The organism is SAR202 cluster bacterium (assembly GCA_016872285.1).
GTDB lineage: Bacteria > Chloroflexota > Dehalococcoidia > Lucifugimonadales.
Map to the genome: position 1 here is coordinate 1 of VGZZ01000054.1, position 16,119 is coordinate 16,119.

21 protein-coding genes are annotated in these 16,119 nt (G+C 59.7%); 18 read left to right on the forward strand and 3 right to left on the reverse strand.

From position 1 onward, the window contains the following. The first annotated feature begins 91 nt into the window (after positions 1-91). Positions 92-853 carry a twin-arginine translocase subunit TatC gene (gene tatC, locus FJ320_11445; GenBank protein MBM3926570.1) on the forward strand — a complete coding sequence of 254 codons (762 nt, stop codon included), beginning with the start codon at positions 92-94 and terminating at the stop codon, positions 851-853. Between the two features lie 57 nt (positions 854-910). Here the strand turns inward: tatC and FJ320_11450 are convergent, their stop codons facing one another. After that, the gene (locus tag FJ320_11450) at positions 911-1,111 is read right to left on the reverse strand and encodes a twin-arginine translocase TatA/TatE family subunit (protein MBM3926571.1); all 201 of its coding nucleotides are present in this window, start codon (positions 1,109-1,111) and stop codon (positions 911-913) included. Positions 1,112-1,316: 205 nt separating this feature from the next. Here FJ320_11450 and lpdA point away from each other — a divergent pair, with 205 nt between their 5' ends. From lpdA to FJ320_11480, 6 genes are all read left to right on the forward strand, one after another. After that, positions 1,317-2,708: a dihydrolipoyl dehydrogenase gene (gene lpdA / locus FJ320_11455; GenBank protein MBM3926572.1), complete on the forward strand. Its 1,392-nt coding sequence runs from the start codon at positions 1,317-1,319 to the stop codon at positions 2,706-2,708. A gap of 62 nt (positions 2,709-2,770) precedes the next feature. Then, positions 2,771-3,706 carry a pyruvate dehydrogenase (acetyl-transferring) E1 component subunit alpha gene (gene pdhA / locus FJ320_11460; protein MBM3926573.1) on the forward strand — a complete coding sequence of 312 codons (936 nt, stop codon included), beginning with the start codon at positions 2,771-2,773 and terminating at the stop codon, positions 3,704-3,706. A gap of 9 nt (positions 3,707-3,715) precedes the next feature. Then, positions 3,716-4,693: an alpha-ketoacid dehydrogenase subunit beta gene (locus FJ320_11465; GenBank protein MBM3926574.1), complete on the forward strand. Its 978-nt coding sequence runs from the start codon at positions 3,716-3,718 to the stop codon at positions 4,691-4,693. 21 nt (positions 4,694-4,714) lie between these two features. Next, entirely contained in the window at positions 4,715-6,001 is a 1,287-nt protein-coding gene (locus tag FJ320_11470) for a 2-oxo acid dehydrogenase subunit E2 (protein MBM3926575.1), read from the forward strand. Positions 6,002-6,148: 147 nt separating this feature from the next. Next, positions 6,149-6,859, forward strand: coding sequence for a DUF4337 domain-containing protein (locus tag FJ320_11475; GenBank protein MBM3926576.1), 711 nt, complete (start codon positions 6,149-6,151; stop codon positions 6,857-6,859). A 59-nt stretch (positions 6,860-6,918) separates the two neighbouring features. Then, positions 6,919-8,373: a hypothetical protein gene (locus FJ320_11480; GenBank protein MBM3926577.1), complete on the forward strand. Its 1,455-nt coding sequence runs from the start codon at positions 6,919-6,921 to the stop codon at positions 8,371-8,373. Positions 8,374-8,516: 143 nt separating this feature from the next. On the opposite strand, the gene FJ320_11485 is transcribed toward FJ320_11480, so the two are convergent. Together FJ320_11485 and FJ320_11490 are read right to left on the reverse strand one after the other, a co-directional pair. Further along, entirely contained in the window at positions 8,517-8,987 is a 471-nt protein-coding gene (locus FJ320_11485) for a hypothetical protein (protein MBM3926578.1), read from the reverse strand. 12 nt (positions 8,988-8,999) lie between these two features. Then, entirely contained in the window at positions 9,000-9,599 is a 600-nt protein-coding gene (locus FJ320_11490; protein ID MBM3926579.1) for a DNRLRE domain-containing protein, read from the reverse strand. A gap of 31 nt (positions 9,600-9,630) precedes the next feature. On the opposite strand from FJ320_11490, the gene FJ320_11495 reads away from it, so the two are divergent. From FJ320_11495 to FJ320_11545, 11 genes are all read left to right on the forward strand, one after another. After that, entirely contained in the window at positions 9,631-10,038 is a 408-nt protein-coding gene (locus tag FJ320_11495) for a hypothetical protein (protein MBM3926580.1), read from the forward strand. 221 nt (positions 10,039-10,259) lie between these two features. After that, positions 10,260-10,628, forward strand: coding sequence for an NADH-quinone oxidoreductase subunit A (locus FJ320_11500; GenBank protein MBM3926581.1), 369 nt, complete (start codon positions 10,260-10,262; stop codon positions 10,626-10,628). Beyond that, a complete protein-coding gene (locus tag FJ320_11505) occupies positions 10,616-11,140 on the forward strand; it encodes an NADH-quinone oxidoreductase subunit B (GenBank protein MBM3926582.1) in 525 nt (174 codons plus the stop codon). The genes FJ320_11500 and FJ320_11505 overlap by 13 nt, the downstream gene beginning before the upstream one ends. Beyond that, the gene (locus tag FJ320_11510) at positions 11,121-11,633 is read left to right on the forward strand and encodes a hypothetical protein (GenBank protein ID MBM3926583.1); all 513 of its coding nucleotides are present in this window, start codon (positions 11,121-11,123) and stop codon (positions 11,631-11,633) included. The genes FJ320_11505 and FJ320_11510 overlap by 20 nt, the downstream gene beginning before the upstream one ends. Before the next feature lie 29 nt (positions 11,634-11,662). Next, on the forward strand, positions 11,663-11,893 hold the full coding sequence (locus FJ320_11515) for a hypothetical protein (GenBank protein MBM3926584.1): 231 nt from the start codon (positions 11,663-11,665) through the stop codon (positions 11,891-11,893). Between the two features lie 22 nt (positions 11,894-11,915). Further along, the gene (locus tag FJ320_11520) at positions 11,916-13,034 is read left to right on the forward strand and encodes an NADH-quinone oxidoreductase subunit D (GenBank protein MBM3926585.1); all 1,119 of its coding nucleotides are present in this window, start codon (positions 11,916-11,918) and stop codon (positions 13,032-13,034) included. Positions 13,035-13,036: 2 nt separating this feature from the next. After that, the gene (nuoH, locus tag FJ320_11525) at positions 13,037-14,194 is read left to right on the forward strand and encodes an NADH-quinone oxidoreductase subunit NuoH (GenBank protein MBM3926586.1); all 1,158 of its coding nucleotides are present in this window, start codon (positions 13,037-13,039) and stop codon (positions 14,192-14,194) included. Beyond that, positions 14,184-14,693: an NADH-quinone oxidoreductase subunit I gene (locus FJ320_11530; protein MBM3926587.1), complete on the forward strand. Its 510-nt coding sequence runs from the start codon at positions 14,184-14,186 to the stop codon at positions 14,691-14,693. Before nuoH ends, FJ320_11530 begins: the two co-directional genes overlap by 11 nt. Before the next feature lies 1 nt (position 14,694). Then, positions 14,695-15,186, forward strand: coding sequence for an NADH-quinone oxidoreductase subunit J (locus FJ320_11535; GenBank protein ID MBM3926588.1), 492 nt, complete (start codon positions 14,695-14,697; stop codon positions 15,184-15,186). Further along, entirely contained in the window at positions 15,183-15,488 is a 306-nt protein-coding gene (nuoK, locus tag FJ320_11540) for an NADH-quinone oxidoreductase subunit NuoK (protein MBM3926589.1), read from the forward strand. Before FJ320_11535 ends, nuoK begins: the two co-directional genes overlap by 4 nt. 371 nt (positions 15,489-15,859) lie before the next feature. Further along, positions 15,860-16,119 (forward strand): hypothetical protein (locus FJ320_11545; protein MBM3926590.1); only part of this gene is annotated, 260 nt, incomplete at its 3' end.

The following is a 16,119-nucleotide window of genomic DNA, read 5'->3' on the forward strand; positions in this document are numbered from 1 at the left end:
AGACGCAGAAGAAGGCCGCGCCGCCGAAGGAAGAGGTGCCGGGGGAGCCGCCGGGGGTAGCCTTCGGCGGCAGGGAGGACAAGGAGCCTAAATGAGGGACCAGCCTAAGTCCCTGCGGGTGCACCTCCAGGAGCTGCGTAAGCGGCTGACCATAGCCTTAGCCGCCGTGGCTGTTACCACAGTCCTCTCCTTCATATTTTGGGAACGGATTGTGGACTTCCTCCTGGTCCCGGCGGACGATCTGACGGAGATAGAGGGACGGCTGGTGTTCATCGAGGTCACGGAGATGTTTGGGGTGATGATGAAGGTGTCTATGATGGCGGGGCTGGTGATAGCGTCGCCGGTGGTGTTCATGCAGACGATTATGTTCGTGGCGCCGGCGCTGACGGCTAAGGAGAAACTTTACCTGTACTCGTTTGTGCCTGCGGTGCTGCTGTCCTTTTTTGCCGGCGCGGCCTTTGGATACTATGTCCTGATACCTCCGGCCATCGAATTCCTGGTAGGGTTCGGAAACGACATCGCCCAGCCGACCATACGCATCAGCAACTACGTCAACGTGGTAGTGATGCTGCTGTTCTGGATGGGGCTGGTGTTCGAGACGCCCGTGGTAATGTTTCTGCTGGCGAAACTGAGGGTAGTCAAGCCCAGCGCCTATTCCAAGTTTCGGAGGCCGTGGGTGGTCATCGCGTTTGTGCTGGGGGCCATTATTACGCCGACCTTCGACCCGGTCAATCAAACGCTGGTGGCGGCGCCGTTGATAGTGCTATATGAGATAGGCCTGTGGCTGTCCAAGCTGGCGGCGCGGGAAGGGAAGCGGGCGCGTACTCGGGTGGCGCAGACTCAAGGAACATAAAAAGAAGCCCCCCAATGAATCAGGGGGCTTCTGGATTAGCTAATGGTTTAAGGGCGGCTACTTTTTCTCGTTCTTGCTGGCGAGGACATTTTCATCGTGCTCACGCTTTTCGTCATCGCCCTTGCCGCCGATGCCGTCTTTAAAGGCGCGGATGCCTTTGCCCAGGGACCCGCCTATGTCGGTGAGGCGGCCGGCGCCGAAAATGACCAGCACTATAGCCAGGATAATAAGAAGTTCCCATGCTCCTATCTTTGGCACGGCCCTTCACCCCTTTGACAAGATAAGTCGTAGAAAGGGTACCATAGAACTTAACTTTGGAGCAACTTCAACCAGCCGCCGCAAGACCCAGGATTTAGCGCCGCCAACTATTCTTGATGGTCTGCTGGAGACACTTGTATAATGATTCTTTCCTCAGTAACATACCTGTCTCGTATTGCAGAATCCCCAGGAGGACACCGCTGAATTGGCGTCACGCTCGGAGTATGATATTGCGGTTATTGGAGCAGGGCCGGGAGGGTACGTAGCTGCCATCAGAGCAGGCCAGCTGGGCCTGAAGACGGCTGTTATAGAGCGTGACGAGGTGGGCGGCATCTGCTTGAATTGGGGCTGCATACCCAGCAAGGCGCTCCTGCGCAACGCCGAGGTTGTGTCCCTGGCGAAGCACGGCGCAGAGTATGGCATAACCTTCGACAATTTGAAGGTGGACTATTCCAAGGCCTACGACCGCAGCCGCGTGGTGGTGTCTCGGCTGACCCGCGGGGTCGCCAGCCTTCTGAAGAAGAACAAGGTCGACACCATCAAGGGCAGCGCCAGGTTTGTCGACGCCCACACCCTGACCATATCGCCCAGCGAGGACGTGATCGTCGCCAAGAACATCATCGTCGCCACGGGTGGACGCCCCCGCAGCATACCGCCCCTGCCTATCGACGGCGAGGTGGTGGTCACCAGCCGTCACGCCATCGAGCAGAAGACGGCGCCGTCATCGGTGGTAATAGTGGGCGGCGGGGCTATTGGCGTCGAATTCGCGTCCATATATCACGCCTATGGGGCCAAGGTGACGGTGGTGGAACTGCTGCCCCGCCTGGTGCCCAACGAGGATGAGGAGATAAGCCAGCAGCTTGAGCGCTCCTTCAAAAAGCAGGGCATTGAAATTATGACAGGCGCTAAGGTCACCGGCGTGTCCAAGAAGGGAAAGACGGCGCAGGTGAAGGTGGAGCAGAACGGCGCCACCTCAGAGATAACGGCAGATAGGGTGCTGGTGGCCATTGGCATTCAGGGGAACGTGGAGGACATGGGGCTGGAGAAGGTTGGGATAGCCACGGAGCGCGGGTTTATTAAAGTGGACGATAATCTAGCGACCAGCGCCAAGGGCGTGTACGCCATCGGCGACGTGACCGGGAAGCTGCTGCTGGCGCACGCGGCGTCGGCGCAGGGGGTAATGGTGGTGGAGCGGATAGCAGGGATGGAGTCCCCTGGCCTGGACTACACCGACATGCCCAAGGCGACGTATTGCAGTCCACAGGTCGCCAGCTTCGGCCTCACCGAGAAGCAGGCGCGGGAGCAGGGTCATGATGTTAAGATAGGAAAGTTCCCGTTCATCGCCAGCGGCAAGGCCCTGGCCCTGGGGCACACCGATGGTTTCGTAAAGCTGGTCACCGACGCCAAGCACGGAGAAATCCTGGGTGTTCACCTCATAGGCCCGGAGGTGACTGAGCTTTTGGCGGAGATATCTATGACGCGGATGCTGGAGGGCACCACCACGGAGCTTGGATGGGTGGTCCACTCGCATCCGACCCTGTCTGAAGCCCTAAAAGAGGCCGCCCTTGTAGCCAAGGGTGAGGCCATTAATATTTAGCACGGGGAGGACGGCAGCCTGTGAAGCTAAAGGAAAAGATTTCCAAAGCCCAGCTTCTGGAGATGTACCGCCAGATGGTGCTCATCCGAGAATTCGAGAATGAGTGCTATCGACAGTACATGCAGAAGAACGTAAAGGGCTTCCTCCACGTTTACAGCGGCGAAGAGGCCATTGCCGTAGGCGTCATGTCCTTACTGGAACCGCAAGACTATATCGTCACCCACTATCGAGACCACGGCCACGCCATAGCGCGGGGGTTGGACACGAAGGCACTGATGGCCGAGCTGTTCGGCAAGGCCACGGGTGTCAGCAAAGGCAAGGGCGGCTCCATGCACCTTTTCGATGTAAAAAAGCGGTTCATGGGCGGCTACGCCATTGTGGGCGGGCAGCTTCCCATTGCGGTGGGGCTGGCGATGGCGTCCAAGGAGAAGGGCGAGAACGGGCTGACGATATGCTTCTTCGGCGACGGCGCGATGCAGGAAGGGGAGTTCCACGAGTCGCTAAATCTGGCGTCGATATGGAAGCTGCCTGTGATCTTCTACTGCGAGAACAACTTGTACGGGATGGGCGCGTCGGTATCGGAGACGTATGCCGGGCACGACCAGATTTACAAGGCCGGCGAGCCGTACAAGATACCGGGGGTTCGTGTCGACGGGATGAACCTGTTCGAGGTCCGCAGGACGACGGCGGAGGCGGTGAAGCACGTCAGGGGTGGCGAAGGGCCTATGTTAATCGAGGCGCAAACGTACCGGTACCGGGGCCATTCCATATCAGACCCCGCGGGATACCGCCCTAAAGATGAGGTGGAGTTCTGGATGACCAGAGACCCAATCATTTTGCTTAAAAAGCAATTATTGTCCGAGGGAACGGCTACGGAAGAGGAGTTGAAGTCAATTGTGAAAGCGGCGGAAGAAGAGATTGTGGCGGCGGTGAAGTTCGCCACCGAGAGCCCGTTCCCCGAGCCCGCCGCGCTGCACCAGGAAGTTTACAGTCACTAAGGAGTCGTCATGCCGGTAATGAGCATAAGGGACGCCATGCACATGGCGTTGAGGGAGGCCCTGGATGAGGACTCCAGGGTCTTTATTATAGGCGAGGACATTGGCCCTTACGGCGGCACATATGCCGTGACCAAGGGCTTGTACGACGACTACGGCCCGCAGCGCATCAAGGACTCGCCGCTGGCGGAGTCGGTTATCATCGGCGCAGGGGTGGGGTCCGCCATGGGCGGGTTGCGGCCCATTGTGGAGATTATGACCATCAACTTCACGCTTTTGGGCATGGACCAGATAGTGAACCACGCCGCCAAACTGCGGTACATGTCAGGGGGGCAGCTTGAGATTCCGCTGATAGTGCGGACGGTGACCGGCGGCGGGGCGCAGCTGGCGGCGACGCACTCACAGAACTTCGAGGGGTGGTACGCCTCAGTGCCGGGGTTGAAGGTGGTGGCGCCGTCCACGCCCTACGACGCCCTGGGCCTCTTTCGCGCCTGCCGTCAGAGCATGGACCCCATTCTGTTTGTCGAACACGCCCTTCTTTACAGCGTTAAGGGCGAGGTGCCGAAAGAACATTACACGGTGCCCCTGGGCGCTGCCGATGTGAAGCGCCCAGGCAAAAACATAACCATAGTCTCTCACGCTCGAATGCTCCATACGTCGCTGAGCGCTGCCGAGACTTTATCTAAGGAAGGCATCGAAGCTGAGGTGCTGGACCTGCGCACCATGCGCCCGCTGGACGTGGAGTCCATTGTGAATTCGGTGAAGAAGACGCACAGGGCGGTGGTGGTGGAGGAGACGTGGAAGACCGGCGGGTTCGCCGGAGAAATCGTCAGCCTTATTCAAGAACACGCATTTGATTACCTGGACGCGCCGGTGCTGCGGGTGTCGGGGGAAGAGGTTCCGGCGCCCTACTCGGCGCCGCTGGAGAACCTGGCCTTCCCTGACGCGGCGAGAGTAGTCGGCGCCGTCCGGGCTGTATTTGGCGCTTAGACCTGTTCAGGAGGAGCTCCCTTGGCCACCACTATAAGAATGCCCCAGATGGGCTTTGATATGCAGGAAGGCACCGTCGTCAAATGGCGAAAGAAGGAAGGCGACCAGGTGGCCCGGGGAGAGGTCATCGCCGAAATCGAGACGGATAAGGCGGTGGTCGAGATGGAGGCTTACGCAGGCGGCGTGCTGAAAAAGATCGTCGCGCCGGAAGGCTCCAAGGTGCCTGTGGAAAGCCCCATCGCCATCATTGGTGAGGACGGGGAGGAGCTGCCGGTGGACGCCACCACAAACGCCGCGACTCCCGCCACGCCGTCAGCCAAGGCCGCGCCGACGGCCAAGGTAAAGCCCGAGCCTCAGCCCGCGCCCGCCGCCGCTCAGGAAGCGCCCGCAGCCCCAGCAGGCGAGGTCAAGGTCAGCCCCCTGGCGAGGCGTATCGCTAAAGAGATGGGCGTCGATGTGAGCAAGGTGAAGGGCACGGGGCCGGGAGGACGCGTCACCGAAGCCGACGTTAGGGGCTACAAGGAGCCCGCCCCCGCGGCGGCGCCCGCTCCGGCCGCGGCCAAGGCTCCATCGCCTGCCGCCCCCGCGACCAAGGCGGCAGCCCCCAAGCCTGCCCTGCCCACCGAGGAAAAGCGCGTTCCATTAAGCCGCATGCGCCAGGCCATCGCCGCGCGAACTGTGGCGAGCATGAGGGAGGCGCCGCACTATTATGTGACATCGGAATTGGACATGGGGAAGGCCCTGGACCTGCGCAAGGAGCTTAACAGCAGCCTGCCGGAGGGCACCCGCGTCAGCGTCAACGACATGATCATACGCGCCTGCGTTCTGGCGATTCAGAAGTTCCCCAACTTCAACTCGTCGATACAGGGCAACGAACTGGTTATACACCCGAACGTCAACGTAGGCATCGCCATCGACATGGAGGGCGGGCTGATCATCGCGGCGGTGTCGCAATGCCAGTCCAAGGACCTAGTGGGGCTGGCGAAGGCCACCAAGGACCTTATTACCCGGGCCCAGGGCGGTAAGCTGAAGGCGGAGGAGTACACCAGCAGCACTTTCACCGTCAGCAACATGGGGATGCTGGACGTGGACAGCTTCACGGCGGTAATTAACCCCCCCAACTCGGCGGTAATGGCTGTGGGCGCGGTGAAGGACAAGCCTGTGGTGAAGAACGGGGAGATAGGCGTAGGGAAGATGATGAAGGTGACGGTCTCGTCCGACCACCGGGTCATCGACGGGGCTGAGGCGGCGCGGTTCCTACAGGAAGTAAAGCGGCTGCTGGAACACCCCGTCCTGTTACTTATCTAAGCCGTCCGTTCTTATTGGTAGGGGAATGCCGAGATATGGCCTGGCGCATCTCGAAGCTGCCATGTCTACCCACTGTCCAGCCCAGGGCCAGACCTCTCCAACTTGGTTTAACTCTCCTAACAAGCTTTCAAAGACCTGGAGGCGTTGATGCCAACAGTTAGCACACCCCTCAGACGCTGGTTCTTGACCGCTCTCATTGGTTCGCTGGTCATAAGCGCGCTGATAGCTATTTTTATTCTGATTTTTGGCGGCGATTTCGGCGAAACTGAGGGAAAGATCCTGTTTACTACCCTGACAATCTCACTTTTCAGTCTGACGGGTCTAGGGTCAGCGGCGCCGCTGGAGAGAAGCAGACTGTCAGCTTTTTGGTATCTGGGTATTGCTCTGGCCGTTGTAGGGTTCGTCTTCTTTGTCATTGGCATTTGGTCTGAATGGGTTGAAAAAGAACACTACGGAAATAGTATGGGCACCATAGCTATTTTCTCGTTCAGCTTCGCCCAAGTTGGAATGTTGTCTCTAGTGCGACTGAAAGGTACGGCGAGGGTCCTTACACCTGTTACTGCAATCATAATCTTTATCTTGGCCTCAATGGTGTCGGCGATGATGTTTGTGGATAACATTGATGATGGCGAATATCTGCGTGCAGTAGGAGTACTGGCGGTACTGGATGCCCTCGGCACCGTAACCATACCGCTATTGGGGCGGATGACGCCCAGGGAAACGCCAGCCGCAGCGCCTTCACAAGTCAAGCAGGTGGAGTTGCGGTGCCCTCGATGCGGCACTATGCAAACAATGGACGAAGGCGGGGCCTTATGCCAGAAGTGCGCATTGCGAATAACCATACGTACTGAAGCCTAGCGTGGAAGATAAAACCGTGGTAGTGTGCCACTGACCAACCGTTAGAGGGGGAAAGCCAGGTGAGTCAGGCCAGCACACCACAATACTCTCGCCGCATCTACGCCCTCCGGCCCAAGGACCTGACGGAGGAGCAGCTGGCGGTGGTTTTCGCGATGACCTCCCGACGGCCAGAGCCTTTCGACGAAATCGCGCAGCAGGTGAGCCAGGAGAAGGCGGCGGACTTCCACGAACGGTGGGTGCTGGGGTACGGGCACGCATCGGTGGCGGAACACGCGGTGCTGCACGTAGCGGCGGAGAACATATCCAGGCTGGCTTGCGACACGCTGGAGGACAACCGGCTGGGGTCTTATACCGAGAAGTCGTCGCGATACCAGGTCTTGCCACCGGGCTACTACCACGTCCCGCAGGAGCTGGACCAGGACCAGGCGATGGCCGAAGTCTTCCGCCAGACGTGCGACGGGCTTTTTGCCGCTTACGAACGAATGCTTACCGGCGTGTCCGAGCATCTGAAGAAGAAGCACCCGCAGAAGCCCGACGAGCGCCCAGGCGCCTATAATCTGCGGATACGTCGGGAGGCCATCGATAGCTGCCGGTTCCTTTTGCCCGCCGCTACGCTGACCAACGTAGGCGTTACTATGAACGCTCGAAGCATGGAACACGCTATAACCAAACTGCTGTCGTCGGAGCTGAGCGAAGAGAGGGAGTTGGGTGAGGATATAAAGCGCCGTGGGCAAGAGATAACGCCTACGCTTATCAAGTACGCGCAGGTGAATAAGTACCTGGCGGCGGCAGGGGAGCGGCAACAGGAGCAGACCGGGGATTCGGGCAACGGGCCACTGCCGTTGGACGTGGACGCGCGGCTGGCGCATTACGATACGCAGGCGGACCTGAAGCTGGCGGCGTCGATGCTGTTCAGGCATTCGACATTGTCATACGAGGAGGCGTGGCGGCGGGCGGAGGACATGGGGTCGGAGGGGCGGGGGAGGGTTATCGCGGGGATGTTGGAGGGGATGGGGCCTCACGACGCGCCGCCGCGGGAGTTTGAGATGGTGGACTATACCTTTGAATTGATCATGGACTACGGGGCGTATCGAGAGTTCAAGCGGCACCGGATGCAGAGCTACATACCGCAGCCGTTGACAGTGGCCCACGGGTCGCTGATGCCGCAGCTTATCAAGGAGGCTGGCCTGGGCGGGGAGTTTGGGGAGGCGATGGAGGTCAGCGAGTCGGGGTTCAAGAAGGTTTACAAAAGCTATCCGCTGCTGGCCCCGTATCTCGCGACACACGCGCACAAGCGGCGGGTGCTGACCAAGATGAACCTTCGCGAATGCTACCACCTGTTCAAGCTAAGAACACAGCGCCAGGCTCATTTTTCCATCAGGCTGGTTATGGACAAGGCGCTGCGAGAAGCCGTGAGGGTACACCCCGACCTCTTTAGGCATATGCCGCTGCGGGACTTCCCGGAGTGGTGGCCGTTCAAGAAGCCTCAGGGGTCAGAGCAGTCGCGCATGTAGCCGCATCGCAGGCATGTGAGCTTGCAGTGGGAGTCCAGCATGACGAAGCCGCAGAGGTCGCAGATATAGACCCTCGCGGCTGGAGTGTCTTCACGAGGGGCTTCCTGCGTCTTTTCTTCCTCTGTAGGGCCTATCGCCATCCGCTAATAGTAGTCGCTGCCAGACTGGCCTGACGTGGGGGTCTTTGTTTCTGAACCCGCGCCGGCAGGGGCGTTCCCCACGTTGAAAGTGCCGTTCATGCCGCTACTCTCGTGGGGGCGGCAGAAGTAGTAGAGGGTTGCGGCCCCGGAGGGAACGGTTATCTCCTGGCTCTTACTATCGCCGCCGTTTAGCTCCAGGTCAACCAGGATTTCCTTTTTGTCGTTGCTGGTAGCGACGGTGAAGGTATGAAGCAAAGAGCTGGTGTTGCTGGCGGTGAACTTGACCTTCTGGCCGGGCTGGAGCGCGGTGGTCTCAGGCTGGATGGAGAAGCTCCTGACCTCCACCTTGACCTCTTTAGCGCCGGCGGCGGAGGGAACGGGGTTGCCGGTGGAGGTGGGGGTAGACTCCTCGGAGCCGCAGGCCGCGATGATAAGGGCTAGAGCAACAAGGACTGTCAAGACCAAGGTCTTCATTTTGCCTCCTTTTCAGGGAAGGTACGTAACAATCAGGACGGGGCGGCTGTCGGCGTCCAAGTTATCGCGAGAGTCGAAACGCTTGGCGGTGGCGCCTTTGCTTTCGTCGCCGATAAGGACCCAGCCGAAGTTACTGCCAGGGTTGCTTAACCAGCCCTGGACATGGGCCAGCATCTGCGCGGTGGATCCCCAGGTGACCCTGCCCTCGCTACCTACGGCGGCGGAGGCGCTGGCTGTGGAGACGAAATCGCCTCCCAGAGCGTTCCAGAAACGTGTGTTGAATTTACTGAAATGCCACGAAGCATCGCCCTGGGCTGCGACCGCGCCGCCGCCTTCGTTGCCGGAAGCGATGGAGGCGCCCTCGCCCCAATCGGCAGTCAAGCGATGGAGCCGGACCTGGGTGGGCGGCGACTGCTGGGCCCTGGAGACCCTTAGCACCAGCTCAACGCCGGTTATCTGGACGCCGGCGGGGACGGCGGAGAGGTCGAAGGCTATCAGGGCGCGACGGGCCGAGCCGCTGCCGTTCCTGCCGACAAAGAGGTGCTGGCCCTTGCCGTTGCTCATCTCTTTAATGTGGTCCTCATAGAGGGTGTTGTCCTTGACCGGAGTCAATCGTAACGCTTTTCTGGGTCCTGGGTGGGGGGTGGACACAGGGGTTGGGATAAGGGTGGCGGTGGAGGTGGGAGTGGGGGTAACAGGAGGTCTGGTGGGCGTAGGTGTGGACGTGGGTATGGCAGTCGCGGTAGCGGTGGTCGTGGGCGCGCTGGTGGGCGTGGCCGGCCGGGTTGGCGTGTTTGTGGGAGTAGCGGCCTGGGAGACAACGGTGGCGGTAGGCGTGGCCGTGGGGCTGATGGTGGTGATGGGTGTTGGAGGCATGGAAGTGGGGGTCGGGGAGGATGAGGCCGCAGAGGGCTGGGTGGCGGTAGGTGTGAGCGAGCCGATGGGGGTAGCGGCGTCGCCGCCGCAGGCGAGCAGTAAGGAGAGGGTAAGCAGGAGCGCTGAAATGATAACCCAGGGCCTCAAGAGTAACCTCCTAGACTTACAGAGCTGAAGATGCCCGACAAAGAATAGGGCTGCGCCTGGCGGCTTTCAAGCCTTGATTAAAGTACGGAAACAAAACGAGGCTGGATTAACGGCGCTTCTCGTTGACGCTTGCGAAAGCCCAATGCTAACATAACGGTAGTGTACGCTCCCCTAGTTGACCTCAATCCTCTTCTATCGGGATTTCCCCGGTTTTCCCGCATATTCAACATCTAGAATCATGGATAACCTATGCCTGAAGCGCTGATAGAGAACTGGACAGCCCTGCTGCTGGCCGGGCTCATCGGCTTTGGCGCCATAGCAATTATGTTAGGGGCCTCGCTTCTCATATCCTCACGGCGTCGCTCGGAGATAAAGGAGACGCCGTACGAATGCGGGATACCGGCGGCGCCCTACGCTTTTTCGCAGATAAACATTCGATACTACATCTTCGCCATACTTTTCCTAATCTTCGACGTGGAGGCTGTGTTCCTCTTTCCCTGGGCAGTGGTGTTCATGGGCAGCAAGGTGGCCTTCTACGCGATGATGATTTTCCTGGCGGTGCTGCTGGTGGCTTTGATATACGGCTGGAAGAAGGGCGTGTTGGAATGGACAAGATAACCCTGGCCCAGGGCAACCGGCCCGCTCCCAGCCTACTGCATCGGGCTGCGCCCAGCTTTATAACCGCGAAGAGTGACGAACTCTTTGCCCTGGCCCGCAAATCATCGCTATGGACGCTGACCTTTGGGCTGGCGTGCTGCGCCATTGAAATGATGTCCACCTACATGGCCCACCACGACTTCGACCGCTTCGGGGTGGTGACATGGCCGTCGCCGAGGCAGTCGGACGTGATGATTGTGGCGGGGACGGTGGTGAAGAAGATGGCGGAGCCGATAAAGCTGCTCTACGAACAGATGCCGGAGCCGAAGTGGGTGATAGCCATGGGAAGCTGCGCCACCAACGGCGGGCCGTACTACCGGTCTTATTCGGTGGTCATGGGCGTGGACCGCATCATACCCGTCGATGTGTACGTGCCGGGATGTCCCCCTCGACCAGAGGCGCTGATGCACGGCATCTTGAAGCTGCAAGAAAAAATCTCTCAGGACGCCAAGCGTGGCCGCGGCGGGACATAAGCCGGAAGCGCAAGCTCAAACTCGAACGCTCCAGCCGAGAGAGCTGGAGCTTACCAGTATCGTTATCAGGATTTTGAGGGGGTATCGCGTCCACGCCGGCGCGCTGTTCGACCGCGTACAGATAGAGATAAGAGCGGAGGACCTGGTGTCGGTGTGCCGTATCCTGAAGGACGACAACGCCACGCGCTTCAAGACCCTTCTTTGCGTAGCGGCAGTGGACTATAAAGACAAGATTCAGATGGTATACACGCTGCTGTCCATGGAGTGGGAATACACACTGGCCATAAAAGTGGACCTGCCGGCGGAGAGGCCGGAGGCGCCATCGCTCACCGGCCTGTGGCATGCCGCCGACTGGTACGAGCGTGAGGCCCACGACCTGTTTGGAGTAAACTTTACCGGCCATCCAGGATTGAAGCCGCTGCTATTGTACGAAGGGTTTGAGGGCCATCCAGGCCTGAAATCCTTTCCTTTCCATGAATATACGGAATTTTAGCTATGAACACTGTAACGCTTAAAACTCGAATGACAAAAAAAGAAGGCTTCTACGAAGCCGCTATTGAAAACCTGCCAGTAGCCTCTACCGGCAACAGCTACGAAGAGGCGACGGAGGAGCTGGTGCGCCAGTTTAAGGACTGGGCCCACGAATGCGAGGAGAAGGGCACGCTGGAAGCCTCGCTGGAGAAGGCTGGGTACCCAAGGGTAGACGACAGCACGGAGATCCATCTGATGCTCATCGGCGAGGAACAGGACTAGCGTGGCTACCAACTCCGACCAGATGCTGGGGCAGGCGCCTGAGCAGTCCCAGAACCTGGATATCCTTATGAATATGGGGCCGCAGCACCCTTCGACGCACGGCGTATTTCGCATGCTGCTGCGGGTGGACGGCGAGGTGGTGGTGGACGCGGAGCCGCACATTGGCTATTTGCATCGCGGGTCGGAGAAGCTGGCGGAGGGGGAGCAGTACCACCAGGTAGTGACGCTGATGGACCGCCTGGACTACATTGCCAACTTCAACAACGAGTGGGCTTTCTGCCGCGCGGTGGAAAAGCTCATGGGACTGGAGGTGCCTGAGCGGGCCGAATATATCAGGGTTATTTTGGGCGAGCTGAACAGAGTCGCCAGCCACCTGCTGTTCCTGGGGACCTTCGGGCTGGACGCGGGGGCTATGACGCCGGTAATGTTCGCCTTCCGGGGCCGCGAGCGCATCCAGGCGCTGTTCGAGGCGGTCAGCGGGGCGAGGATGATGCACAACTATTTCCACATCGGCGGCGTGAAGGAGGACCTGCCGGAGAACTTCCACGCGCTGATGGACAAGCTGATGCCGGAGCTTCGTCGGGACGTGGAGGAGTGCGACAAGCTGCTGAGTTTCAACGAGGTCTTCGTCGCGCGGACTAAGGGCGTCGGCGGCATCGACCGGGACACGGCCATAAACTACGGGTGGACGGGGCCGTGCCTGCGGGCCTGCGGCGTCAATTACGACGTGCGAAAGGCGGAGCCGTATTCGGTCTACCAGCGCTTTAAGTTCGACGTGCCGGTGGGCCGCGACGGCGACTCGTGGGAGCGGTATTTCGTCCGCGTGCGGGAGATGTACGAGTCGCTGAGCATCGTAGAGCAGGCGATGAAGTCCATGTCCGGCGGGCCGGTCATGGCCGTGGGGCGGCGGCTGATTCGCCCCACTAAGGGTGACGTGTATGTTCGCGCGGAGAACCCCAGGGGCGAGATTGGCGTGTACCTGGTCAGCGACGGCACGGACAAGCCATATCGAATCAAGGTGAGGCCGCCGTCCTTCTGCAACCTCAGCGCCATCGGCCGCCTGATCAAGGACACCTACGTAGCCGACGCCGTTATAATCCTTGGCTCGCTGGACATTGTGCTGGGCGAGGTGGACCGGTGAGTTTGTCTGAAGTCCTGCTGCTGGCGCTAGCGCTGCTCATCATGTTCACCGCCCTCTCGGTGGTGGTGCTGTCGCTGGTGTGGATAGAGCGGAAGTTCCTGGGCCGTCTGCAACGCCGGCTTGGGCCGACGCGCGTCGGCCCCTTCGGGCTGCTGCAACCCGTGGCCGACGCTATAAAGCTGGTGACGAAGGAAGACCTGGTGCCGTCGCAGTCGGACAGGCTGATATTCTGGATTGCGCCGCTGCTGGTGCTGGTGCCGTCGTTCATGGTGTGGGTGACCATCCCCGCCGCCCGAGACCTGGTGGTGCAAAACCTGGACCTGGGGCTGTTTGTAATCATCGCCCTGCTGGTAGTATCGATACTGGGGTTGCTGCTGGCGGGCTGGGGGTCGGCCAACAAGTACGGCGCGCTGGGCGGACTGCGGGCCGCGGCGCAGCTGGTGAGCTATGAGGTGCCGCTGATTATGGTGGTGGTGGCGGTGGCGGTGCTGGCGGGATCGCTGGACCTGCGGGCGGTGTCGGCGAGCCAGGTGCCGCTGGACACAGCGCAGGACGTGCTGAATGAGATTAACGCGGCGGGCGGCGTCTTCAACCACGAAGGCATACCTTTCGCGGTGCTGTTCCCGCTGGGGCTGGTGCTGTTCCTGCTGGCAGGGCTGGCGGAGGTGGGCCGCATACCCTTCGACATCTATTTCGCGGAATCCGAGATTGTGGGCGGGCCCTTTGTAGAGTACAGCGGCGCCCACTGGTCGGTTTTCTTCCTGGCCGAATATATGAACACTTTCCTCATCGCGGCGCTGGCCTCGCTGCTGTTCCTGGGCGGCTGGTATGGCCCCCTGCTTCCCGAGTGGGTATGGTTCCTGATTAAGACCTACTTTATGGTGCTGGTGATATTCTGGATTCGAGGGACGTTCCCTCGACTCAGAATAGACCAGCTAATGTCCTTCGGGTGGAAGGGAATGATACCGCTGTCCTTTGCCGGCGTGGTGATGACAAGTGTTTACAGATTCTACGATTGGCCGTGGTGGAGCATGTCGCTGATGTCGGTGGCGACGCTGGCCGTGGCAGGGTACTGGCTGTACCGCCAGTTCACGCTGCCGGTGATCAAGTTGGCCCGCTCCTACGGCCGGGAGCCAGGGAGGGCGCCAAGTGCTCGCTAGCCTAAAGGGAATGCTGCTGACGATAGTTTCGACGTTCAAGAAGCCGGTGACGGACCAGTACCCGAAGAAGCCGCGCGAGAAGGAGCCTAGATACATGGGCTTCCCGGCGCTGACCTGGGACCACGAGGTGGGCGAACCCTTCTGCACCGCCTGTATGGTGTGCATACGCAACTGCCCGACGCAGTGCATGAGCGCGACTATGAAGGACAACCCGCTTCAGAAGGAGGGCAAAAGCTCGCGGCGGAAGATAGTGGACACTTTTGAGATTAACCTGAATCGTTGTATTCTATGCGGCATCTGCGTGGAGGTCTGCAACTTCGACGCCATAGTTATGAGCCATGAGCACGAGATGAGCGTTTTCGAGCGCAACGGCGACCGGGTAGACCTTGTCCCGCTTTTAGAGATGGGCATGAAATACCAGGAAGAGTCAGGCTGGGTGCCGCCGTCCAAGAAGGCCAAAGCGGAAGCCAAGCCGGCCCCCGAGAAGGCCTCCGTCTAGCATGTCGTGGTATTTTTTTGCCGCCCTGACCGTCCTGACTGTAGGGGGCGGCCTTGGCGTAGTGTCTACTCGCAACGTGGTGCACGCCGCCCTTTTCTTACTCGTTTCGCTGCTGGGCGTGGCGGGCCTGTACGTGCTGCTGCTGTCCGAGTTCCTGGCGCTGGTGCAGATTTTCATATACGGCGGCGCCATTATCATTGTGCTGCTCTTCGCCATAATGCTGACGCGGTCCAGGGAGTACCCCAACATATCGGACAACAAGCAGTGGCCCCTGGCGGCGCTGGCGGCCATAGGCTTCTTTGGGCTGCTGACAGCGTCCTTTATGGCCAACGACGCGGACTTCGAGACGCGGAACCGCGTGGGGTTCACTGTGCTGGCGCGGGCGCTGTTCAACGATTGGGCGCTGCCTTTTGAAGTGGCGTCGCTGGTATTGCTAATCGCGCTCGTCGGAGCCATAGTTATCGCGCAGACCGAAAGGCAGGGGCAGCAATGACGCTGACGCATTTCCAGATAGTGAGCGGGGCGCTTTTCGCGGTGGGGCTTTACGGGGTGCTGGCGCGCCGCAGCGCGGTGCTGATACTTATGTCGATAGAGCTGATGCTAAACGCGGTGAACCTGAACCTTATCGCCGCGGCGTCGTACCTGGACCCTGAGCGATTTACGGGACTCATCATCGCAATATTTGTTATAACGGTGGCGGCGGCGGAGGTGGGGCTGGCCCTGGCGATTATTCTACGGCTCTTCCGAAACCGCGCCACGGTAAACGTGGACGAGATTGAGCTAATGAAGTGGTAGGGGACGTGAGTTTTGCCCTGACGTGGGTCTACTTATGAGCGTCGTGTTATCACTCAGAGCCGCCAGTCCCCCCCGTATCCCCTCTTTCTCCTCTACGGACGAGGCGCAACACATTGCTACTCATAGACGGGATACCATCCCCTTAATCCCCTTTCCCGACTGCATCGGGACTGAGTACAGCCTGCTGGAAGGCGAAGAGATAAATAGGATCACCTCATCACCCTCTAACTCCCTCTTCTCCTTTGCAATAGGAGAAGAGGGAGAACCTGAGGGGACACCCTCGATTCCCCTCAAGAGGGAAATGAATACGATGTGTCGCATTTGGTTGCTGCCAATGGCGGGCCTGTCCCTCCAAAGAGGGGAAGACGCCCATGGCTGATATGGAGCTGGCGTGGCTGATACCGGCCTTTAGCTTCGTCGCGTTTTTTCTGATTGTGGCTGTTGGACGGTTTTTGCCACTTAAGGGCGCGTGGATAGCGATTCTAGCCATCGCCGCTGGCTTTGGGGTCTTCTGGCTGGTGGCTATCGACCGCATAGACCAGGGGGCCACGGGCATCGACTACTTCAGCCGCAAGTGGTTTGACGCCGGGGGCTTCGAGCTGGCGTGGGGCATGATTATCGACCCGCTGTC